The sequence below is a fragment of the Aeromicrobium sp. MLTX1 genome (assembly GCF_046452335.1).
Lineage (GTDB): Bacteria > Actinomycetota > Actinomycetes > Propionibacteriales > Nocardioidaceae > Aeromicrobium.
In genome coordinates this window covers 1,986,197-2,007,401 of the sequence record NZ_JBKFDN010000001.1, presented here as the reverse complement: position 1 = coordinate 2,007,401, position 21,205 = coordinate 1,986,197, and the positions used below count along the sequence as shown (strand labels likewise).

Annotated in this window: 21 protein-coding genes; 5 read left to right on the top strand and 16 right to left on the bottom strand. The window is 71.9% G+C overall.

The window, feature by feature from the left end; translation table 11 throughout:
- Positions 1-4: 4 nt before the first annotated feature.
- Genes ACK99Q_RS09735 through leuA form a run of 3 tightly spaced genes read right to left on the bottom strand, consistent with a single transcriptional unit; the run spans position 5 to position 3,724 of the window.
- Positions 5-1,300, bottom strand: coding sequence for an ankyrin repeat domain-containing protein (locus ACK99Q_RS09735; RefSeq protein WP_410185918.1), 1,296 nt, complete (start codon positions 1,298-1,300; stop codon positions 5-7).
- Positions 1,297-1,947 (bottom strand): GntR family transcriptional regulator, encoded by a 651-nt coding sequence (locus tag ACK99Q_RS09730; RefSeq protein ID WP_410185917.1) that lies wholly within the window; start codon positions 1,945-1,947, stop codon positions 1,297-1,299. The genes ACK99Q_RS09735 and ACK99Q_RS09730 overlap by 4 nt, the downstream gene beginning before the upstream one ends.
- 43 nt (positions 1,948-1,990) lie before the next feature.
- Entirely contained in the window at positions 1,991-3,724 is a 1,734-nt protein-coding gene (leuA, locus tag ACK99Q_RS09725; RefSeq protein ID WP_410185916.1) for a 2-isopropylmalate synthase, read from the bottom strand.
- Positions 3,725-3,912: 188 nt separating this feature from the next.
- Between leuA and ACK99Q_RS09720 the strand changes: the two genes are divergently transcribed.
- Positions 3,913-4,902: a glutathione S-transferase C-terminal domain-containing protein gene (locus tag ACK99Q_RS09720; protein WP_410185915.1), complete on the top strand. Its 990-nt coding sequence runs from the start codon at positions 3,913-3,915 to the stop codon at positions 4,900-4,902.
- On the opposite strand, the gene ACK99Q_RS09715 is transcribed toward ACK99Q_RS09720, so the two are convergent.
- From ACK99Q_RS09715 to ACK99Q_RS09705, 3 genes are read right to left on the bottom strand one after another with little or no spacing between them, the layout of a single operon-like run.
- Positions 4,895-7,021, bottom strand: coding sequence for a DUF3488 and DUF4129 domain-containing transglutaminase family protein (locus ACK99Q_RS09715; protein WP_410185914.1), 2,127 nt, complete (start codon positions 7,019-7,021; stop codon positions 4,895-4,897). The two genes, ACK99Q_RS09720 and ACK99Q_RS09715, sit on opposite strands and share 8 nt — an antisense overlap.
- A complete protein-coding gene (locus tag ACK99Q_RS09710) occupies positions 7,018-8,154 on the bottom strand; it encodes a DUF58 domain-containing protein (RefSeq protein WP_410185913.1) in 1,137 nt (378 codons plus the stop codon). Before ACK99Q_RS09710 ends, ACK99Q_RS09715 begins: the two co-directional genes overlap by 4 nt.
- A 2-nt stretch (positions 8,155-8,156) precedes the next feature.
- Positions 8,157-9,071 (bottom strand): AAA family ATPase, encoded by a 915-nt coding sequence (locus ACK99Q_RS09705; RefSeq protein WP_410185912.1) that lies wholly within the window; start codon positions 9,069-9,071, stop codon positions 8,157-8,159.
- A gap of 69 nt (positions 9,072-9,140) precedes the next feature.
- Between ACK99Q_RS09705 and ACK99Q_RS09700 the strand changes: the two genes are divergently transcribed.
- Positions 9,141-9,590 (top strand): flavodoxin family protein, encoded by a 450-nt coding sequence (locus tag ACK99Q_RS09700; RefSeq protein ID WP_410185911.1) that lies wholly within the window; start codon positions 9,141-9,143, stop codon positions 9,588-9,590.
- Between the two features lie 61 nt (positions 9,591-9,651).
- The gene (locus ACK99Q_RS09695) at positions 9,652-10,704 is read left to right on the top strand and encodes a hypothetical protein (protein WP_410185910.1); all 1,053 of its coding nucleotides are present in this window, start codon (positions 9,652-9,654) and stop codon (positions 10,702-10,704) included.
- Here ACK99Q_RS09695 and ACK99Q_RS09690 read toward each other — a convergent pair.
- Both ACK99Q_RS09690 and ACK99Q_RS09685 read right to left on the bottom strand, forming a co-directional pair.
- Positions 10,701-11,714, bottom strand: a complete 1,014-nt coding sequence (locus ACK99Q_RS09690; protein ID WP_410185909.1) for a PHP domain-containing protein — start codon at positions 11,712-11,714, stop codon at positions 10,701-10,703. The two genes, ACK99Q_RS09695 and ACK99Q_RS09690, sit on opposite strands and share 4 nt — an antisense overlap.
- Positions 11,715-11,743: 29 nt before the next feature.
- The gene (locus tag ACK99Q_RS09685) at positions 11,744-12,340 is read right to left on the bottom strand and encodes a LysE/ArgO family amino acid transporter (RefSeq protein ID WP_410185908.1); all 597 of its coding nucleotides are present in this window, start codon (positions 12,338-12,340) and stop codon (positions 11,744-11,746) included.
- Between the two features lie 79 nt (positions 12,341-12,419).
- Here ACK99Q_RS09685 and ACK99Q_RS09680 point away from each other — a divergent pair, with 79 nt between their 5' ends.
- Together ACK99Q_RS09680 and ACK99Q_RS09675 are read left to right on the top strand one after the other, a co-directional pair.
- Entirely contained in the window at positions 12,420-13,271 is an 852-nt protein-coding gene (locus ACK99Q_RS09680) for a LysR family transcriptional regulator ArgP (protein ID WP_410185907.1), read from the top strand.
- Between the two features lie 69 nt (positions 13,272-13,340).
- Positions 13,341-14,498: a DUF222 domain-containing protein gene (locus ACK99Q_RS09675; RefSeq protein ID WP_410185906.1), complete on the top strand. Its 1,158-nt coding sequence runs from the start codon at positions 13,341-13,343 to the stop codon at positions 14,496-14,498.
- On the opposite strand, the gene era is transcribed toward ACK99Q_RS09675, so the two are convergent.
- The 8 genes from era to hrcA are packed head-to-tail and all read right to left on the bottom strand — an operon-like array spanning position 14,495 to position 21,102.
- The gene (gene era / locus ACK99Q_RS09670) at positions 14,495-15,412 is read right to left on the bottom strand and encodes a GTPase Era (protein ID WP_410185905.1); all 918 of its coding nucleotides are present in this window, start codon (positions 15,410-15,412) and stop codon (positions 14,495-14,497) included. The genes ACK99Q_RS09675 and era overlap by 4 nt on opposite strands.
- Entirely contained in the window at positions 15,409-15,741 is a 333-nt protein-coding gene (locus ACK99Q_RS09665; RefSeq protein ID WP_410185904.1) for a cytidine deaminase, read from the bottom strand. The genes era and ACK99Q_RS09665 overlap by 4 nt, the downstream gene beginning before the upstream one ends.
- Positions 15,742-15,763: 22 nt before the next feature.
- Positions 15,764-17,044, bottom strand: coding sequence for a hemolysin family protein (locus tag ACK99Q_RS09660; protein WP_410185903.1), 1,281 nt, complete (start codon positions 17,042-17,044; stop codon positions 15,764-15,766).
- 1 nt (position 17,045) lies between these two features.
- Entirely contained in the window at positions 17,046-17,513 is a 468-nt protein-coding gene (gene ybeY, locus ACK99Q_RS09655; RefSeq protein WP_269302947.1) for an rRNA maturation RNase YbeY, read from the bottom strand.
- Complete coding sequence (locus ACK99Q_RS09650) at positions 17,491-18,513, bottom strand: PhoH family protein (protein ID WP_410185902.1); 1,023 nt, start codon at positions 18,511-18,513, stop codon at positions 17,491-17,493. The genes ybeY and ACK99Q_RS09650 overlap by 23 nt, the downstream gene beginning before the upstream one ends.
- A 17-nt stretch (positions 18,514-18,530) precedes the next feature.
- A complete protein-coding gene (locus ACK99Q_RS09645; RefSeq protein ID WP_410185901.1) occupies positions 18,531-18,875 on the bottom strand; it encodes an HIT domain-containing protein in 345 nt (114 codons plus the stop codon).
- 27 nt (positions 18,876-18,902) lie between these two features.
- Positions 18,903-20,051, bottom strand: coding sequence for a molecular chaperone DnaJ (gene dnaJ, locus ACK99Q_RS09640; protein WP_410185900.1), 1,149 nt, complete (start codon positions 20,049-20,051; stop codon positions 18,903-18,905).
- A gap of 34 nt (positions 20,052-20,085) precedes the next feature.
- Positions 20,086-21,102 (bottom strand): heat-inducible transcriptional repressor HrcA, encoded by a 1,017-nt coding sequence (hrcA, locus tag ACK99Q_RS09635; RefSeq protein WP_410185899.1) that lies wholly within the window; start codon positions 21,100-21,102, stop codon positions 20,086-20,088.
- Positions 21,103-21,205: the final 103 nt, after the last annotated feature.

Below are 21,205 nucleotides of genomic sequence, written 5' to 3'. Positions count from 1 at the left end.
GTCCTCAGGCGCGCTCGAGCACCCGGACGATCCCGTCGTACCCGGCGGCCCGCGCGTGCTCCAGCGCGGTCACGCCGTTCTTGTCGGCGATGCCCGTGTCCACGCCCGCGTCGACGAGCAGCGAGACGATCTGCTCGTAGCGGCGTGAGCCGTCGCCGAGGATGACGGCCTCCAGCAGCGCGGTCCAGCCGAGGTCGTTGACGTGGTCGAGGTCGACGTCGGTGCGGATCACGCGGCGGATGTAGTCCACGTGGCCGCGCTCCCCCGCCGGGATCGGCGAGAGGCCGCCGTACCGGTTCGTGATGGTGAGGTCGGGACGCGCGGGGAGCAACGCCTCCAGCATCGCGACGCTGCCCGTCACGCCCGTCACGAGCCACGGCGTATCGTGCTGGTGGTCGAGCGCGTCCGGGTCGGCGCCCATCGCCACCAGCAGGCGGGCCACGGCGACGCTGTCGTGGGTGGAGGCCAGCAGCAGCGGCGTCTGGCGCAGCTCGTTGCGGACCTCGAGGTCGGCGCCGGCGCGCAGCGCGAGGGCCGCGGCGTCGGCGTCTCCCTCACGCGCCGCCGCGAGCAGCCGCCGGTCCGCGACCTCGGTGCTCACCCTCTCGGCGCGCTCGGCCCGCTTCAGCAGGCGAGCCTGCGGCTCCAACCCGTGCCGCTCGGCCAGCTGCACCGGCGTGAGCCCGTCGCGACGGGAGGCGATCCGCACGTCGGCACCCCCGGCGACGAGCACGCGCACGGTGTCGACGTACGGACGCCGGCGCTCGGGCTTGGCGAAGACGAGGGCCTCGTGCAGGCCCACCCAGCCGAGGTTGTTGACGTGGTCCGGGTCGGCGCCGGCCCGCAGCAGTCGCCCGACGATCCAGGCGTGCCCGCGCTCGGCCGCCCGGATCACGCCGGTGCCGTCGAACGAGTCGTGGACGTCGAGGTCGGCGCCGTGCCGCAGCGTGAGGTCGAGCAGGGCGCGCCGCCCCTCGCTCGTGGCGATGAGGTGGGCGCTCTGGACGGTGTCGTCGGTCGCATTCACGTCGGCACCCGCGGCGATCAGCCGACGCGCGGCCTTCACGTCGTTGTCCCAGGCCGCGGCGATCAGCCGTGCGTCGAGCTGGTCCTGGTCGAGCTCCATGAGCGGGTCCTTCCGCGAGGGGGACGGGGACGGCGTGGTGGGCGGCGTCGTCGGCGTGGCCGAGGTGCTGGCGGCAGGCTGATCCGCCCGGTCCTCCCCGGACGACTGACAGGCCGCCAGCAGGAGTCCCGCCGCGGCCGCGATCGCCGCGAGCGACGCGGTGCGCGGGCTCACGAGACCGTCCCTCGCGTGCGCAGCGCGTTCTCGACGGTGGTCCGCGCATGGTCCTCGGTGATCCGGCGGGCGCGATCGGCGTCGCCGCTCACGATCGCGTCGAACAGGGCGACGTGCTCGGCGTGGATCGGTGCCGGATCGGTGTGCTGCGCGAGCAGCCAGCGGCGCCGCTGCGACACGGTGCCGAGCACCTCGTGCGCCATCGTGCCCTCGCCCAGCCGCCCGAGCTCGTCGTGGAAGCGGCCGTTGGCCGCCACGCCCGCGTCCAGGTCGCCCCGGTCGATCGCGTCCTGCGCCTCATCGAGCACGGCCCGCAGGCCGGCGAGCCCCTCGGCGGTCGCGGTCGCGACGACCCGGCCGACCAGCACGCGCTCGAGCGCGGCGCCGACCTCGGCCAGCTCGGCGATCTGGTCGGGCTCGTAGGAGCGGACCGCGATGCCGCGGGTGTCGCGGTCGACGGCGAAGCCCTCGAGCACGAGCGCCTGGAGCGCCTCGCGCACGGGGATCCTCGAGACGCCGAGGTCGGACGCGATCGTCCGCTCCACGAGGCGGGTGCCCGGCGCGTGCGTGCCGGCGATGATCCGCTCGCGGATCAGGTCGCGGACGTCCTCGCGCAGGGGGCGGAACGAGGTCGGGGTCGTTGGCATACCAAAACGGTATACCAACGACCCCGACGTCGAACCTGGCTGCTCAGCCCACCGGGATGGTGGTGGCCTCCGCGCGGTTGGCGGCGCACACCACGGCGCGCAGCGACGCGGTGACGATGTTCTCGTGGATGCCGACGCCCCACACGACCTCGCCCGCGATCTCGCACTCGACGTAGGCCGCGGCCTTCGCGTCGCCGCCCGAGCTGAGTGCGTGCTCGCTGTAGTCCAGGACGCGGATGTCGGCCCCGGCCTGGCGCATGCCGTCGACGAACGCCGCGACCGGTCCGTTGCCCTCGCCCTTGAACGAGCGCTCCCGGCCGCGGACGACGAGGTCGACGACCTGCTCGTCGCGACCGTCCTCGGTGGTGACCGAGGTGAAGCGCGTCAGCGAGTAGGGCTCGTCGCGCTCCAGGTACTCGCGCGTGAACGCGCCCCAGATCTCGTCGGGCTGGATCTCGCCGGCCTCGCCCTCGCTCATGGACTGGATCGCGCGGCTGAACTCGATCTGCAGGCGGCGCGGCAGGTCGAGCTGGTGCTCGGTCTTCATGATGTACGCGACGCCGCCCTTGCCGGACTGGCTGTTGACGCGGATGACCGCCTCGTACGTGCGGCCGACGTCGTGCGGGTCGATCGGCAGGTAGGGCGCCTCCCACGGCAGCTCGGCGACCGGGACGCCCTGCGCGGCGGCCTGGCGGTCGAGGTCCTCCAGGCCCTTCTTGATCGCGTCCTGGTGCGAGCCGCTGAACGCGGTGTAGACCAGGTCGCCCGCGTACGGGTGCCGCGGGTGGACCGGCAGGTTGGTGCAGTACTCGACCGTGCGACGGACCTCGTCGATGTCGGAGAAGTCGATCTGCGGGTCGATGCCCTGGCTGAACAGGTTCATGCCCAGCGTGACGAGATCGACGTTGCCGGTGCGCTCGCCGTGGCCGAACAAGCAGCCCTCGACGCGGTCGGCGCCGGCCATCATCGCCAACTCGGTGGCGGCCACGGCGGTGCCGCGGTCGTTGTGCGGGTGCAGCGAGATCGCGACGGCGTCGCGACGGCTGATGCTGCGGCTGAACCACTCGATCTGGTCGGCGTACGTGTTCGGCGTGGCCATCTCGACCGTGGCGGGCAGGTTCAGGATGATCTCGCGGTCGCCCTCGGGCTGCCAGACGTCCATGACGGCCTCGCACACCTCGAGGCTGAACTCCAGCTCGGCGCCCGTGAAGATCTCGGGGCTGTACTGGTAGCCGAACGCGGTGTCGCCCAGCAGCTGCTCGGCGTACTTCATCACCATCTCGGTGCCCCGGGTGGCGATCGCGCGGCACTCGTCGCGGTCGACGTTGAACACTACACGGCGGAACAGCGGCGCGACGGCGTTGTACAGGTGCACGTTGGCGCGCGGGACGCCCACCAGCGACTCGACGGTGCGCTCGATCAGGTCCTCGCGGGCCTGCGTCAGCACCGAGATCGTGACGTCCTCGGGGATCGCCCCGCCCTCGATCAGCGAGCGGACGAAGTCGAAGTCGGTCTGGCTGGCCGACGGGAAGCCGACCTCGATCTCCTTGTAGCCCATGCGCACGAGCAGGTCGAACATGCGGCGCTTGCGGGCCGGGGTCATCGGATCGATCAGAGCCTGGTTGCCGTCGCGCAGGTCGGTGGAGAGCCAGCGCGGGGCCTGCGTGATCTGCTGGGCCGGCCACGTGCGGTCGGGCAGGTCGATCGGGGTGAAGGGCTGGTAGCGGCCGAACGGCATGCCGGAGGGCTGCTGGGGGGAAACAGAGTTGTTCTTCATGGGAGGTCTTCCTCGGGGATCGTCGAGCGATTCAGCGGCCGGCCATGACTGACTCCGCGCCGAGGGGTCCGACCTTCAGAGGACCTCGACGCGGCGGCGAAGGAGGAGGTTCGCGATCCGCATGATGGGCCCAGCCTAGCACCGGCCGTTCCCGGCGCGGATCGTCCCGGGTGGCTAGGGTCGGGAGCATGGCCGACGACGCACACGCCACGACCGGTTCGTACGTGAAGGCCGGCTCGGCCTTCGACCGCGACATGAACTACATCCCCGACCGCATCACGCGCCACGGCGGGGCCCCCGTCGACGATCGCGCGGGCACCGGCAAGCCGCCCGTCGCCGACGCGCCGACGTGGCCGGTCCAGCCCGGCCGCTACCGCCTCGTCGCCGCCAAGGCCTGCCCGTGGGCCACCCGCGCCCTCATCGTGCGCGACCTCCTGGGACTGCAGGACGTCATCAGCGTGGGCCTGCCCGGCCCGACCCACGACGCGCGCAGCTGGACCTTCGACCTCGACCCGGACGGCGTCGACCCCGTCCTGGGCATCGAGCGTCTCCAGCAGGCCTACTTCGCGCGCTACCCCGACTACCCGCGCGGCATCACGGTGCCGGCGATCGTCGAGGTCGCCTCGGGCCAGGTCGTCACGAACGACTTCCCGTGGATCACCCACGACCTGTTCTTCGAGTGGCGCGAGCACCACTCCCCCGACGCCCCCGACCTCTGGCCCGCCGCCGTGCGCGACGAGATGGAGGACGTCATGGAGCGCGTGTTCACCGAGGTGAACAACGGCGTCTACCGGTGCGGCTTCGCCGGGTCGCAGGAGGCGTATGACGCGGCCTACGACCGGCTCTGGAGCACGATGGACTGGCTCGAGCACCGCCTTTCCGACCGTCGCTATCTCATGGGCGACGCGATCACCGAGGCCGACGTGCGCCTGTTCACCACGCTCGCGCGCTTCGACGCGGTCTACCACGGTCACTTCAAGTGCAACCGCAACCAGCTGATCGAGATGCCGCACCTGTGGCGGTACGCGCGCGACCTCTATGCGCACCCCGCGTTCGGCGGCAACACCGACTTCGAGCAGATCAAGCAGCACTACTACGTGGTGCAGACGGACATCAACCCGACGCAGATCGTGCCGAAGGGGCCCGACACGTCGGTGTGGCTCGAGCCGATCACCTGAGCAGCGACCGCGGCGCGAGCCGCGCCCACCAGCGCGCCTTGCGGCTGCTGGCGGCCTGCAGCGACTCCACGACGCGCTGCGCCTCCTCGACCCGGGCCGTGCCCGGTCCGGTCCCGGCGTAGCGGTCGCGCTCGACCTGGGCGACGAGCCCGTCGAGGTCGGACCCCGCGACGCCGTGGGACTCGAGCCGGCCCGCGAACACCCGCGGTGTCTCGGTGGGGTCGAGGCCGATGCCGAGGTCGCGCGCGGTGTCGGAGACCTCGCTCCACAGCGGCTCGCTGGATCGCTCGCCCGCGCTCCACCGGCGACGGCGACGCACCTGGCGGACCAGCGCGGGAACCGCGCCGAGCACGGACACCGTGAGCAGCGCCAGCAGGGCGGGCCGCCACGTGGGGCCCGTCTCGCCGGCGGACTGCTGGGCGGACTGCTCGTCCTGCGGGTCGAGGGTCCGCCCGTTCTGGCCGCTCGCCTCGGGAACCTCGGAGTCGGAGCTGGTGCCCCCGCCCGACTCGACCTCCTCGGCGAACTCGGTGGCCTCGCCGATGCCGGGCGTCGCGTCGAAGGGGATCCAGCCGATGTCGCGGAAGTAGACCTCGGTCCAGGCGTGCAGGTCGTCGGAGTCGACGCCGAACGTCGACTCGTCGACCGAGCGGCCCAGCAGGCTGTCGCCCGGCGCGTACCCGACCGCGACGCGCGTGGGCACGTCCAGCACGCGGCCCATCACGGCCAGGGTGGAGGCGAAGTGCACGCAGTAGCCGCTCTGCTTCTGCAGGAACTCCTCCATGACGTCGAGCCCGTTGCCGTCGTAGCCCTCCTCCACCGGCGCCTCGACGGAGTACGAGAAGTCGGTGCGCAGCCAGTCCTGGAGCGCGAGCATGCGGTCGTAGTCGTTGTCCTCGTCACCGGCGCGCTCGTTGGCCAGGCGCGTGACGAGCTCGGGCACGTCGTCCGGCAGCGAGCGGTAGGAGTCGAGCGATCGTCCCGCGTCGCCGGCACCCCGGACCTGGTCGGCCGTGGGCAGCCGGTCCAGGCTCGTCACGGTGTAGTTCTGGTCCTCGGTGGTGGTGCGGCCCTGGGCGCGCACGGTGCTCCCGTCGCGCAGCCACTGCCAGTCGCCGTCGAGGCCCTTGATGCTGGTGGCAGGGTACGGTACCGGCAGCAGGCTCGAGCGCAGGCTCTCGATCCGGATGCTCGTGGTGCGCTCCTCGGACGTGATGGTCTCGTCGAGGTCGTCGAGACCCTCGATGTCGAGGTCGCCCATCACGGGGCTCGGGATCCACGAGCGCCCGCTGAACTGACGCAGGGTCGCGACCTTGAGGTACTGCCCCGTGGTGCCCTCGGTGGAGTACGTCAGCACGCGACGCGGCTGGGACTGGCGCAGGTTGCGGCCGAGCTCGATCATCGGGTTGATGCCGGTGCCGAAGACCTGGCTCTCGGCGACGCCGAAGTCGCTCGAGGTGGGGTCGATCTCGGGCCCCACGACCGGCACCACCAGCGCGACGGCCACCGCGCCGACGCCCGTGACGGCCGCGGCCCCGCTCGGGATGACGCCGACGTGCGGGGATTCGGACCACCACAGCCACAGCCACGCCACGGCCGTGCCGGCGAACAGCCACCACGGGGGCATCTCCATCGCGATGACGCTGGGGACGACGAGCATCGTCGCCCACAGCAGGCCGAGCAGCGGCACGCGCCATGCCTGGCGGGCCACCGCGTCGGACAGCACGAAGATCACGAGGTACGCGATCGCGACGAGCAGCACCACCGAGTCGGGCGGCAGGATCGGCGCGACCTCCTCCACGATCGTGGTCCGGGCATCGCCGAGCATGGACGCCAGCTCGACGAACGAGGACGGCGTGGGGATGCCGAGGACGGTCGTGCCGGGCACGAACGTCCAGACGAGTCCGAGCACCGCGGCCAGGGCGCCGGCGGACGTGGCCCACGTGGGCGCGAAGAGGCGGACCACGGCGGTCACCGCCGCGACGGAGACCACGAGCGACAGCACCACGACCACCCAGCGCAGGCCGTCGAACAGGGGCGCGAAGCCACCGAGCAGCACGGCCGTCGCGCCCAGCACGACCAGCGTGTCGTTGAGCTCGTCGCCGCGGTCGCGCCTCATGCCGGCACCCCCGTCGCCGCGGCCCAGGCGGCCTCGAGGTCCTCGTTGGAGTCGCGGACGACGACGTGCCAGCCGGCCGCGGCGAGGGCGCTGTGGGCATCCTCGGAGGTGCCGCGGGCGACGAACGCGATCGTGTCGCGCGACGGCACGGCCTGGAGCAGGCGAGCAGCCGAGGTGGAGTCGAGCGAGCCGGTCATGACGAAGGTGGTGCGCTCGCGCGCCGGGATGATCAGGGGCGAGGAGTCGGGCTCGGCGAGCGCCAGCACCACGAGGGCGTCCTGCAGACCGTGGCCGGACTCCAGCGAAACCTGCTGGGCGCCGGTGGCGAGGTCGACGTCGAAGCCGCGTCCCCCGTAGTGCGCGACGACCGACGCGGCCGCCGAGACGCTCCACTCGAAGCCGGCATGGTCGTGGACGCGCGGGTCGGCGTCGAGGACGACCAGGACGGTGGGCCGCAGCTCGGACTCCTCCTGGCGCACCATGGGCTCGCCGTGGTGGGCCGTGGCCTTCCAGTGCCAGCGCTTCAGAGCGTCGCCCGGCAGGTAGGGACGCGCGATGACGTCGTCCTGCCCCAGGCCCGAGGTCGGGTGCAGGCGCGTCGATCCGTCGGTGGCTCCGGCCGGGCCGACCCGCACGTCCAGCGAGTGACGGCGCGGCAGCACGATGAAGCGGTCGCGGCCGCCCGCGACGAGGGAGCGCTGCACCAGCCCGAAGGCGTCGCCCACCGAGACCGAGAACGGGCCGAGCTCGTGACTCCCGCGACGGCGCCCGGTGACGACGTACTCCACGCGGGCGCGCGGCTCTCCGGTGACGGGGACGGTGCCGGTGGCCGTGCCGAGGACGGTGCTCGGCAGGCGATCGCGCCAGTGGCCCGCGACGACCGGCACGCCCGAGATCACGCCGACGTCCAGCACGACCTCGACCGGCTCGCCGGGCTCGACGATGGCCGGCGTCACGGTGCGGGTGAGCACGAGCCGCGGCCGCGCCAGCACGGCGAGCACGACGGCGACCGCGACGAGCCCGGCGCACAGGCCGGTGACGTAGAGCAGCGCGGGGATGCCGACGAGCGCGGCCAGGGCGAGGCTCACCACAGCGGCCGCGATCAGCGCGATGGACCGTCCGGTGAGCCACATGGTCAGACCGGGACCCGGCGCAGGATGTCCGACACGATCTCGTCGGAGCTGCCGCCGCCGCGCAGCGGGACGAGTCGATGGGTCAGCACGAGCGGCGCGAGCTCGACGACGTCGTCCGGCAGGACGAACTCGCGGTCGCGGACGGCGGCGAGGGCCTTGGCGGCGCGCACGAGCTGGAGCGTGGCGCGCGGACTGGCGCCCAGCCGGAGATCGCCGGACTCGCGCGTGGCGCGGGCCAGGGCGACCACGTAGCGCTCGACCGACTCGGCCACGTGGATGCCGCGGGCGTGCGTGATCATCTGCTGCAGGTCATCGACGAGGATCACCGGCTCGAGCAGCGCCGCCGGGTCGCGGGTGTCGCGGTCGCGCAGCATCGCCAGCTCGGCGTCGGTGTCGGGATAGCCCAGCGAGATGCGCGCCATGAAGCGGTCGCGCTGCGCCTCGGGCAGGACGTACGTCCCCTCCATCTCGAAGGGGTTCTGCGTGGCCACCACCATGAACGGGCGGGGCAGCGGGTAGGTGGTGGCGTCGACCGAGACCTGGCGCTCCTCCATCGACTCCAGCAGCGCCGACTGGGTCTTGGGCGAGGCGCGGTTGATCTCGTCGCCGACCACGATGTTCGCGAACACGGCGCCGGGCTTGAACTCGAACTCCGAGCTGGCCTGGTTGAACACCGAGACGCCGGTGACGTCGGACGGGAGGAGGTCGGGCGTGAACTGGATGCGTCGCACCGAGCCGTCGACCGAGCGGGCCAGGGCGCGGGCGAGCGCCGTCTTGCCGACTCCGGGGACGTCCTCGATGAGGAGATGGCCCTCGGCCAGCGCCACCACGAGAGCGGTCTCGATCGCCTGCTGCTTGCCGTCGATGACCTTGCCCACGTTGTCGAGGACGGCCTGGGCCGCTGCGGCGAAGTCCATGGCCTGATCCTAGGCACACCGAGCAATATCGGACACGCGAACGAACGGACCTGACGCTACGGTGACGCCATGGCCCGCCTCCTCGTCGTGCAGCACTGCCCCACCCCGCGTCTGACCACCCTCGGCGACGCCGTCCTGGCGGGCGCGCGCGACGACGCGATCGAGGGCGTCGAGGTGGTCGTGCGGCCCGCACTCGAGGCCACCGTGGACGACGTCCTGGCGGCCGACGGGTACGTGCTGGGCACCTCGGCGAACCTCGGCTACATCTCTGGCGCGCTCAAGCACTTCTTCGACACCGTCTACAACGACGTGCGCGAGCCGACCGCCAAGCGGCCGTTCTCCTACTGGATCCGCGGCGGCTACGACACGATCGGCGCCGAGCGCGCCATGGAGTCGATCACGACGGGTCTGCAGTGGACCCTCGCCGCTCCCCCGCTGGTCTTCACCGGCGACGTCGACCCGCACCTCGACGCGGCCACCGAGCTCGGCGGCACGCTCGCCGCGCTGCTCATGACCTGATCCGGGCTCCCGCGGCACCGTCCGCTGCTAGCGTCGGACCCTCCGACATTGGGGGACATCCATGAGGCTCCGGATCGCGGTCGTCGCCGCCTTCGCACTGGCCGCCGGCCTGCTCGCCGGCGCGCCCTCGACCGCCGCGCCCGAAACGACGATCACGCTCCGCTTGTCCCATGGCGGACGCGCGACCGACTACTACTCGATCGTCGCGCGCCAGTCCGACGGCACGGGTCGGGCCTCGTTCTACGGGGGTCACGGCGCCTACACCGGCCGAGGCAACGAGAGCGGGAGTCCCGGACTGACGCCGGGGACATGGACCTTCGAGGTGTACGACTTCGACGAGGACCGGTACCTCTTCCACGCCTTCAGACGGACCTTGGTGGAGGGCGAGAACGACCTCGGGACGGTCAACTTCCCGGACCAGCCCTTCACGGACCAGCCCCTGCGTGGCCGGGTCCGGTCGGTCAAGGGAACGCCGCTCAAGGGTCTGGACGTCGAGATGTACGCCGTCTTCCCCGGCGTGACGGTCAAGGAGGCCCGGCGCCCCGTCGCGGACGGTCGCTACTCCTACGCCAACGGCTACTACACCCCGCAGGGCTACTCGAATCTCGCGGCGGGAACCAAGCGCCCCGTGATCCGCCCGCGGCTCGGGACCCTCACGACCGATGCGGACTACGGCCGCAGCAAGTTCCTCGAGCCCGTGACGGGCTACGCGAGCTTCGTCTACAAGAACGGGAGCTCCGTGCGGAACCTGACGTACCGTCCCCGCCCGTTCCTGAAGCTCAACGGCGCCTACCGGACGTCGTTCACGCGCGACGAGACCTACATGCCGTGGTCCTCGCGCCGCTCGACGATCACCGTCGCCCGGAACAAGGGGAAGATCCTGCTGTCGGCGTACGCGAACGTCCGCACCTACGGACTCGAGCGCGCGGGCGGCGCCATCGCGCTGGAGATCGACGGCAGGGTGGTGAAGCGCCACACGCGACTGACCTCCAAGGACCGATTCAGGACCACCGTCTCCGGGCTCGCGCCGGGCAAGCACGTCCTCAAGGTCAAGTACCGCCACGGCCCCGAGACGCGGTCGTCGGTCTACACGTACGACCTCGTCGTCCGCTAGCGCCGCAGCCACTCCCGTAGGCGGTCGAGCGGCCAGGTCGTGACGATCCGGTCGGGGTCGATGCCGCGGTCGGCGGCGCGGGCAGCGCCGTGGTCGAGGAAGTCCAGCTGACCCGGCGCGTGCGCGTCGGTGTCGATCGCGAACAGGCAGCCCAGGTCGTACGCGAGGTCGATCAGCTCGTCCGGCGGGTCCTGGCGCTCGGGGCGCGAGTTGATCTCGACGGCGACGCCGTGCTCGGCGCACGCACGGAAGACCTGCTCGGGATCGAACTGGGACTGCTTCCTCGTCCCGCGCGAGCCCTCGACGAGCCGGCCGGTGCAGTGTCCCAGCACGTCGGTGTGCGGATTCGTGACCGCGGCCACCATGCGCCGCGTCATCGCCGGGGCGTCCATGCGCAGCTTCGAGTGCACGCTCGCCACCACCACGTCGAGGCGACCGAGGAGGTCGTCGTCCTGGTCGAGCGCGCCGTCGTCGAGGATGTCGACCTCGATGCCCGTCAGGAGGGTGACGTCGGGGAACTGGTCGTTCACGTCGGCGACGACCTCGAGCTGCACCTCGAGGCGCTCGCGGCTCAGCCCGTTGGCGACCGTGAGCCGGGGCGAGTGGTCGGTGATGGCCTGGTACTCGCGGCCCCGCCAGACCGCCGCGCGCGCCATCTCCTCGATCGGGCTGCCGCCGTCGGACCAGTCGGAGTGGCTGTGCAGGTCGCCGCGCAGCAGGGCGCGCAGCTCGGCCCCGGCCTCGGCGAGGGGCCCGGTGTTGCGGGCCCGGAGGTCGGAGAGGTACTCCGGCACGTCGCCCGACAGCGCCTGCTCGACGACGGTGGTCGTCCGCGGCCCGAGGCCCTTCATCCTGCCGAGCGATCCGCTCTGGGCTCGCTCGGCGACCTCGTCGGCGGTCAGGCCGGCGAGTGCCGCGGCGGCCTTGCGGAACGCCTCGACCCGGTAGGTCGACGCACGCTCGCGCTCGAGCCAGAACGCGGTCTCGCGCAGCGCCTCGACGGGGTCCACCCCTCCATCGTGCAAGAAGTCCCCGCGGGTCACCAGACCAGCGACGCCGCGATCACGAACATCACGAGGCCGATGACCAGGTCGAGCACCTGCCACGCCCGCGGTCGGGCGAGCAGCGGGGCCAGACGCGTGGCGCCGAATCCCAGCGACGAGAACCACACGATGCTGCCGACCGAGGCGCCCGCACCGAACCACCAGCGGTCGTCGCCGTGCGTCTGAGCGATCGAGCCGAGCAGCACCACCGTGTCGAGGTAGACGTGGGGGTTGAGCCACGTGAGCGCCAGCGCCTGCAGCACCACGGCACGCAGCGTGGCGGCGGTGCGCCCGGCGGCGTCGAGGTGCTCGGGGCGGAACGCGCGCCGGATCGAGCCGATGCCGTACCAGACCAGGAACGCCACGCCGAGCCACGTGACGACGTCGATGAGCCAGCCCGCCCGGTCGATGATCGCCCCGATGCCGGCGACCCCGGCCAGGATGAGCGCGAGGTCCGACACCGCGCAGATGGCGACGACGGCGCCGACATGGGCGCGCCGGATGCCCTGGCGCAGGACGAAGGCGTTCTGGGCGCCGATGACGACGATGAGGGACAGGCCGGTGATCATTCCGGTCACGAAGGCGTTCAGCACCGTTCGACCGTAGGGTCCGTCGACTCGTGAAGTCCAACGAATCTTTCTTTGCATGGTGAAGGAGTGCTTAACTCGATCCATGGACCTCTCCCCCGCCCAGCTGTCGGCCCTGGTGGCGATTGCCGACACCGGCTCCTTCGAGGCCGCGGCCGAGCGGCTCCACGTCACCCCGAGCGCGGTCAGCCAGCGCATCCGCGCCCTCGAGAGCGCCGTCGGGCGCGTCCTGGTGGGCCGCGGGACACCATGCGTGCCGACCGAGGCCGGGGCCCCGCTCGTGCGGCTCGGTCGCCAGCTCGAGCTCGTCTTCGCGGAGGCACTGACCGATGGGCTGACCGAAGGACCGACCGACCTCGCCCTGGCGATCAACGCCGACTCGCTCGCGACGTGGTTCCGGCCCGTGCTGGCCGAGATCGCCACGTGGGACGGCGTCGCGCTGCGGCTGCGCGTGGAGGACGAGGGCCACAGCCACGACCTCCTGCGCCGCGGCGAGGTGGTCGCCGCGGTGACCAGCGACCCCTCCCCCGTGCAGGGCTGCTCGGTCACCCCGCTCGGCACGATGCGGTACCTGCCGGTCGCCCACCCCTCGCTCCTCGACCGCTCCGGACGGCCCGACTGGGCGGCCATGCCGATGGTCGTGTTCAACGCGAAGGACCGGCTCCAGCACGAGGAGCTGCAACGCCACACCGAGGCCGCGGCTCCGGTCATCCACGAGGTCCCGTCGTCCGACGACTTCCGCGCCGCGATCGAGGCCGGGCTCGGCTGGGGCCTGCTGCCGGAGTCGCAGGCCCGCGGCGGCATCGAGGCGGGAACGCTCGTCCGCCTCGGCCGATCAGTGACCCGCGTGGCCCTGTACTGGCAGCGCTGGCGACTCGACTCCGAGCTGCTCGACCGGCTCAGCGATGCGGTGTCCGCCCACGCACCGGGTCGATGAACCCGTCTCGCATGGCGGGAAGCGCAGCATGAACGCCCTGCTCATCGAACATCTGTTCTATCATGAAGCATGCTCAGGGCCCGCACCGACGACGAGGCGTTCGCCGACGTCCGGCGCGAGCAGGCACGGGCCGAGTTCGCCACGTGGAACCTCATCCTCCAGCACTTCGAGCGGGCCACGCGCCTGATCGACGCGGCCGACCAGCCGTCGATCTCCAAGCAGCACGGCCGCAGCGCCGTGGTGCTCGACATGGCGCAGCAGCTGGCGATCTCCGAGCAGCGAGCCTGGGGCATCCTGCACGACGCCCGCACCCTGCGCGATCACACGCCGCGCGTCTGGGCCACGTTCCGGGTCGGCCGCATCGACGCCGCGAAGGCGGGCGCGATCGCCGCCACCGTCGAGCGGCTGCGCACCTCCCAGGCCGTCGCCGCCGTCGACGCCTCCGCGGTCGACTACGCCGAGACCCACACGGTCGGCGAGCTCCGCTCGTGGCTGCGGCGACTCCGCGCCCGGCTCGAGCCCGACGAGGTGGCGGGCGAGTCGGCTCGCGCCGTCGACGAGCGTCGCGTCGGCGTCACCCACCTCGACGACGGCACCAGCTGGCTGAACGCGCTGCTGCCCACCGGCGTGGCCGTGGTCGTCGCCGAGCGCCTGCGCCGTGCGGCGAAGGCGCTTCCCGCGGTCGACCCCGAGACGGGCGAGACGGACCGACGCACCCGCGACCAGAAGCAGGCCGACCTCGTCGCCCACTGGCTCACGTCGTGCGACGGCACCGCGACCGACATCCGCGCCGAGATCGCGATCAGCATCGCCGCCACCGACCTCATCGGCCTCACGGACGGCCCGGGCCTCACCCTCGACGGCGAGCCGGTCGCTGCCGCGTGGGTGCGCGAGCTGGCGCAGTCCGAGCACACCGTGCTGCGACGCCTGGTGCTCGACGAGGCCGGCACCGTGCTGGACTCGACGGTCCTGGGCTACCGGCCGCCGGAGTCACTGCGGCAGGCCCTCCACTGGAGGGACGGCACCTGCCGGGTCGCCGGCTGCCGAGCCCCCGCCGGCTCCACCGACCTCGACCACGAGCTCGCCTACGATCGCGGCGGCACCACCTCGGCCGGCAACCTGCGCTGCCTGTGCCGACGGCACCACAACATGAAGTCCCACGGACACCTCGACGACCGCCACCTCGACGGGCCGATGGCCCACGTCGAGCGGTACCGCGTGGCCTAGAAGCCGAGCTTGCGCAGCTGGCGTGGGTCGCGCTGCCAGTCCTTCGCCACCTTGACGTGCAGGTCGAGGTGCACGGGCGTGCCCAGCAGCCGCTCGATCTGCGAGCGCGAGTCGATGCCGATCTGCTTGAGGCGCGCGCCCTTCTTGCCGATGATGATGCCCTTCTGGCTGTCGCGCTCCACGTAGACGTTGGCGCGCACGTCGAGCAGCGGCTTCTCGGCGGGACGGTCCTCGCGCGGCACGACCTCCTCGACCACGACCGCCAGCGAGTGCGGCAGCTCGTCGTGGACGCCCTCGAGCGCGGACTCGCGGATGATCTCGGCGATCAGCGTCTCCTCGGGCTCGTCCGTGAGCTGTCCCTCGGGGTACAGCGGCGGGCCCTCGGGCAGCGTGTCGATGAGCAGCGAGCCCAGCAGCTCGACCTGCTCCCCCGACACGGCGGACACCGGGACGACCTCGTGCCACGCCAGCCCGGCCTCCGCGCCGGCGGCGGCAATCTCGGTCAGGTGCTCGGCGAGACGCGCGGGCGTCACGAGGTCGGTCTTCGTGGCGATCGCGATGACCGGCTTGCGACGCAGCGCCGCGATCTCCTTGATGAGGAAGCGGTCGCCCGGGCCGATCCTCTCGTTGGCCGGCAGGCACATGCCCACCGTGTCGACCTCGGCCCACGTCGTGCGGACCAGGTCGTTGAGGCGCTGCCCCAGCAGGGTGCGGGGCTTGTGCAGGCCCGGGGTGTCGACCAGCACGAGCTGGGCGTCGTCGCGGTGGACGAGGCCACGGATGACGTGGCGCGTGGTCTGGGGGCGCGAGGACGTGATCGCGACCTTGCCGCCGACGAGGGCGTTGGTCAGCGTGGACTTGCCGGCGTTGGGACGCCCGACGAAGCAGGCGAAGCCGGAGCGGAACTGGCTCATGTCGACAGCACCGTGTCGACGGCGCCCGCGGGGTCGGCGACCACCACGGTGACGCCGGCGCCACCGAACTCGATCACCGAGTCCAGGCCGACCGGGACGTCGCCCTCGGTCACCAGCGCGGCGGCCTCGAGGCCCTTCGCGCCCGACGAGACGGCCATCGCGACGGCGAGGTCGAGCGCCGAGACGCGCAGCGTGTCGAGGTGGACGGTGGCGGCGGCGTAGGTGCGGCCGTCGAGGTCGCGCACCGCGGCCCCCTGGGCCACTCCGAGACGGGCACGAGAGGTCCGGGCGAGCGTCACGAGCTTCGCGTCCTCGGGGGTCAGGTCCATGCCACGAATGTACCGGCCGGGCTCAGGCCTCGGCGGTGACGTCCAGCGGCTCGACGCGCGAGACGACGACGCGGCCGATGCGGTTCCGGCGGCCCTGGGGCGCCTGGGCCTCGAGGCGCAGACCGTCGACCTCGACGACCGAACCTGGGATCGGGACGGTGCCGAGGTGCTTGGCCATGAGGCCGCCCACGGAGTCGACGTCCTCGTCCTCCACGGGGATGCCGAAGAGCTCCTCGAGGTCGTCGACGTCGAACCGGGCGCTGACGCGCCAAGCGCCGTCGGAGAGCTGCTCGCGCTCGTCGGGCTCGTCGTCGTACTCGTCGGTGATCTCGCCGACGATCTCCTCGAGGATGTCCTCGATCGTCACCATGCCGGCGGTGCCGCCGAACTCGTCGATCACGATGGCCACGTGGGTGCGCTGGGCCTGCATCTCGCGCAGCAGGTCGTCGGCGTGCTTCGTGTCGGGCACGTAGACGCACGGACGGCAGATCGAGTCGACCTTCTCGGTGGTCTCGGCCGCGTGGTTGTCGAAGACGCGCTTCGTGACGTCCTTGAGGTACGCCATGCCGATGACGTCGTCGAGGTTCTCCCCGATCACGGGGATGCGCGAGTAGCCGCTGCGCAGGCCGAGCGACATCGCCTGACGCAGGGTCTTGTGCTTCTCGATGTAGACCAGGTCGGGGCGCGGCACCATGACCTCGCGCACGATCGTGTCGCCCAGCTCGAACACCGACTGGATCATCTTGGACTCGTCGGACTCGATCACCGAGCTGGCGGCGGCGAGGTCGACGAGCTCGCGCACCTCGACCTCGGACGCGAACGGTCCCTCGGCGAAGCCGCGGCCCGGGGTGAGCGCGTTGCCCAGCAGGATCAGCAGCCGCGGGACGGGGCCCAGCAGCACGGTCAGCCAGATCACCGGCGCGGCGGAGGCCACGGCGATGCTCTCGGAGTGCTGGCGGCCCAGCGTGCGCGGCGCCACGCCGATCACGACGAAGGACACCACGGACATCAGGCCGGCGGCGATGAGGACGTTCTGCCAGTAGCCGTCGACCTCGTCGGCGACGATCGCCGCGACCAGCACGATGCCCGTGGTCTCGGCCAGCATGCGCAGCAGCAGCACGGAGTTCAGGTACGGCGCCGGGTCCTCGAGGATCCGGGCGAGGCGCTTGGCGCCGCCGACGCCCGCCTCGGTCAGCTCGTCGGCGCGGGCGCGCGAGAAGGTGGAGAGGGCCGCCTCCACGGCCACCAGCACGCCGGCCAGCACCACGAGGAAGACGGCCAGGGCTATGGCTGGACCACTCATCTCAGCTCTCCCGGAGGGCCGGGTCGGCCCACTCGAGCAGCAGGCGGCCCTGGATGCCGAACATCTCGGCGTGCTCCTCGGGCTCGGCGTGGTCGTAGCCCAGCAGGTGCAGGATGCCGTGGACGGTCAGCAGGGCCATCTCGTCGTCGCGGTCGTGACCGGCGGCCGGGGCCTGCTGCTCGGCGACCTGCGGGCACAGCGCGATGTCGCCGAGGTAGCCCGCGTCGCGCTCCTCGTCGTCGCGGCCCGGCGTCAGCTCGTCCATGGGGAACGAGAGCACGTCCGTGGGGCCCTTCTTGCCCATCCACTGCTCGTTGAGGACGGCGATCGTGTCGACGTCGACGAGGCGCAGCGTCATCTCGGTCTGCGGGTGCAGGCGCATGCGGCGCATGACGAACCGGCACAGCGAGGTGAGGGCCGCGACGTCGACGTCGTCGACCCCGGACTCATTGAGGACGTCGACGGTCATGTGCTCCCCCGGCGGCGTCGGCGCGGCCACGGCCGTTCGCCTCGTACTGGTCGTAGGCGGCCACGATGCGGCCGACCAGCTTGTGACGCACGACGTCGTGGCTGGTGAGCCGGCTGAAGTGCACGTCGCGGACGTCGTCGAGGATCTGCTGCACCACGCGCAGGCCGCTGGTGGCGCCGCCCGGCAGGTCGACCTGCGTGACGTCGCCGGTGACGACCATCTTGGAGCCGAAGCCCAGGCGGGTGAGGAACATCTTCATCTGCTCGGCCGTGGTGTTCTGGGCCTCGTCGAGGATGATGAACGCGTCGTTGAGCGTGCGGCCGCGCATGTAGGCCAGCGGCGCGACCTCGATGACGCCCGACGTCAGCAGCTTCGGGATCGACTCGGGATCGAGCATGTCGTGCAGCGCGTCGTACAGCGGGCGCAGGTACGGATCGATCTTCTCGCTGAGCGTGCCCGGCAGGTAGCCCAGCCGCTCGCCGGCCTCGACCGCGGGCCGGGTCAGGATGATCCGGGTGACCTCCTTGGCCTGCAGCGCCTGCACGGCCTTGGCCATCGCGAGGTAGGTCTTGCCGGTGCCGGCGGGGCCGATGCCGAAGACGATCGTGTGCTCGTCGATCGCGTCGACGTACTTCTTCTGGTTGAGCGTCTTGGGACGGATCGTGCGGCCGCGGTTCGACAGGATGTTGAGGCTCAGCACGTCGGCCGGGCGCTCCTGCGTCTCGGTGCGCAGCATGCCGATGCTGCGCTCGACCGTCTCGGAGGTGAGCGCCTGCCCCGTGCGCAGGATCGTGACGAGCTCGTCGAGGAGCCGCTCCACGAGGGCGGCCTCGGAGGGCTCGCCCGTGATCGTGACCTCGTTGCCGCGGGCATGGATGCGGGCGTCGAACGCCGCCTCCATGAGACGCAGGAACTCGTCGGCGGGCCCGAACAGGGAGACCAGGGGCACGGACGCGGGAATCGTCACCGTGTGCCGCGGCGGTGCAGTGTCGTCAGTCATACCCCTCCAGCGTAGCGTCAGGCCAGGAACAGCTTCGAGACGTCGACCCCCGCCAGCAGGTGCACGTGGGCGTGGAAGACGGTCTGTCCCGCGTTCGACCCGGTGTTGAACACCAGGTTGTAGTCCTCGTACCCCTCCTGGGTGGCCACCACGCGCGTCTGCGCGAGGAGCTCGGCCGCGACGGCCGGCTCGGCCGCGGCGAGCGAGGCCGCGTCGGGCTCATGCACCTTCGGCACGACGAGCACGTGCACGGGCGCCTTCGGGTTGATGTCGCGGAACGCGATCGTGTGCTCGGACTCGGCGACGATCTCGGCCGGGATCTCCCCGGCGACGATCTTGCAGAAGATGCAGTCAGCAGCCATGGGGCGACTCTAGCGACCCGCCACGGCCTACTTGAAGGCGTCGCGGATGCGGCCGAAGACGCCGGAGCGGGAGTGGTGGCCCACGACCGGGTCGACGTGCTCCTCGCCGCGGGACGCGGCCAGCTTCTCCAGCAGCTCGCGCTGCTCGCCGTCGAGGTCGCGTGGCGTCTCCACCACGACCTGCACCGTGAGGTCGCCGCGACCCGAGCCGCGCAGGCGCGGGACGCCGTGGCCGCGGGCCACGACGGTCTCGCCCGACTGCATGCCGGCGGGCACGTCGATCGCAACGGTGCGCTGGTCGTCCTCGACGTCCTCGCGCTCGGCGTCGATCGTGGGCAGGTCGATGCGGGTGCCGAGCGCGGCGGCCGTCATCGGCACCGTGATCTGGCAGGCCAGCGCGTCGCCCTGGCGCGTGAAGACGGGGTGGCGGGCCACCTTGATCTCGATGTAGAGGTCGCCGGCGGGGCCGCCCCCGGCGCCGACCTCGCCCTCGCCCGCGAGCTGGATCCGGTTGCCGTCGTCGACGCCGGCCGGCACGTTGACCTGCAGGCTGCGGCGCGAGCGGACCCGGCCCTCTCCGTTGCACTCACGGCACGGGTCGGGGATGACGGTGCCGTAGCCGTGGCACGTGGGGCACGGGCGCGAGGTGCGGATGTCGCCGAGCAGCGACCGCTGGACGTGGTGGACGTTGCCGTGACCGTGGCAGGTGCCGCACGTGACCGGCTCGGAGCCGGCGTTCGCACCGGTGCCGTCGCAGACCTCGCACGTGACCGCGGTGTCGACCTTGATCTCGCGCTGCACGCCGAACGCCGCCTCGGCGAGGCTCACCGACAGGCGCAGCAGCGCGTCCTGGCCGCGCTGCGTGCGCGGGCGCGGGCCGCGCGAGGACGTCTGGCCGAAGAACGCGTCCATGATGTCGTCGAAGCTGAAGCCCTGGCCGAAGCCGCCGCCCATGCCGCCACCGGCCGACAGCGGGTCGCCGCCGCGGTCGTAGATCGACCGCTTCTGCGGGTCGGACAGCACCTCGTAGGCGGTCGTGACCTCCTTGAAGCGCTCGGCGGCGTCCGGGGCGTCGCTGACATCGGGGTGCCACTTGCGGGCCGCCTTGCGGTAGGCCTTCTTCAGCTCCTCCGGGGTCGCCTCGCGCGACACGCCCAGCAGTTCGTAGTAGTCCAAGATCTCTTCTCTTTCGCAGTCCGAGGTGGATCGCTCAGCCGTCGGCGAGGATCCGCCCGACGTAGCGGGCGACGGCGCCGACGGCGGCCATCGTGGCGGGATAGTCCATGCGGGTCGGCCCCATCGTGCCCAGCTGGGCGAAGGTCTCCCCGTCGGGTCCGTAGGTGCTGGAGACGACGGCCGTGCCCGACAGGTCGTCGCGTCCGGTCTCGCGGCCGATCCGCACGTGCGGGCCGACCGTGGCCTCGCCCAGCAGGTGCAGCAGCACGACCTGCTCCTCCATCGCCTCCAGCACGGGACGGATGGCGGTGTCGAAGTCGGCGCCGAAGCGGGCCAGGTTGGCGGTGCCGCCGACCGCGACGCGCTCGTCGGACCGCTCGTTGGAGAACGTGTTGACCAAGGTGGTGACGATGGCCGAGACGACCGGGCGGTCGTCCACGGCGAACGTGTCGATCAGCTCGGCCAGGCGCAGCGAGGCCTCGGGCAGGCGCTCGCCGAGGGTGGCGCGCACGATGCGGGACTTGAGGTCGGCGAGCAGGCCCTCGCCGGGCGTCTCGACCAGCTCGACGATGCGCTGCTCGACGCGGCCGCTGCTGGTGATGACCACGATCAGGACGCGCGAGCCCTCGAGCGCGACGAGCTCGACGTGGCGCACGGTGGACCGGGTCAGCGACGGGTACTGCACGATCGCGACCTGGTTGGTCAGCTGGGCGAGGATCTTCACGCTGCGCATGACGATGTCGTCGACGTCGATCGCGCCGGACAGGAAGGTCTCGATCGCGCGGCGCTCGGCGCCCGACAGCGCCTTGACCTCGGCCAGCCGGTCGACGAACATCCGGTAGCCCTTGTCGGTGGGGATGCGGCCGGCGCTGGTGTGCGGCGCGGTGAGGTAGCCCTCGTCCTCCAGCGCGGCCATGTCGTTGCGGATCGTGGCGGGCGAGACGCCGAGGCGGTGACGCTCGACGAGCGCCTTCGAGCCGACGGGCTCCTGGGTGGCGACGTAGTCCTCGACGATGGCTCGCAGGACGTTGAGCCGGCGGTCCTCGATCACGCTGTCACCTCCCACGCTGCTGGCACTCGACCCTGACCAGTGCCAGTCTAGCGAGGTCGTCGAGGGCGGTGTGCCTGCACGAACGGCGTCCGCGGACATGGCA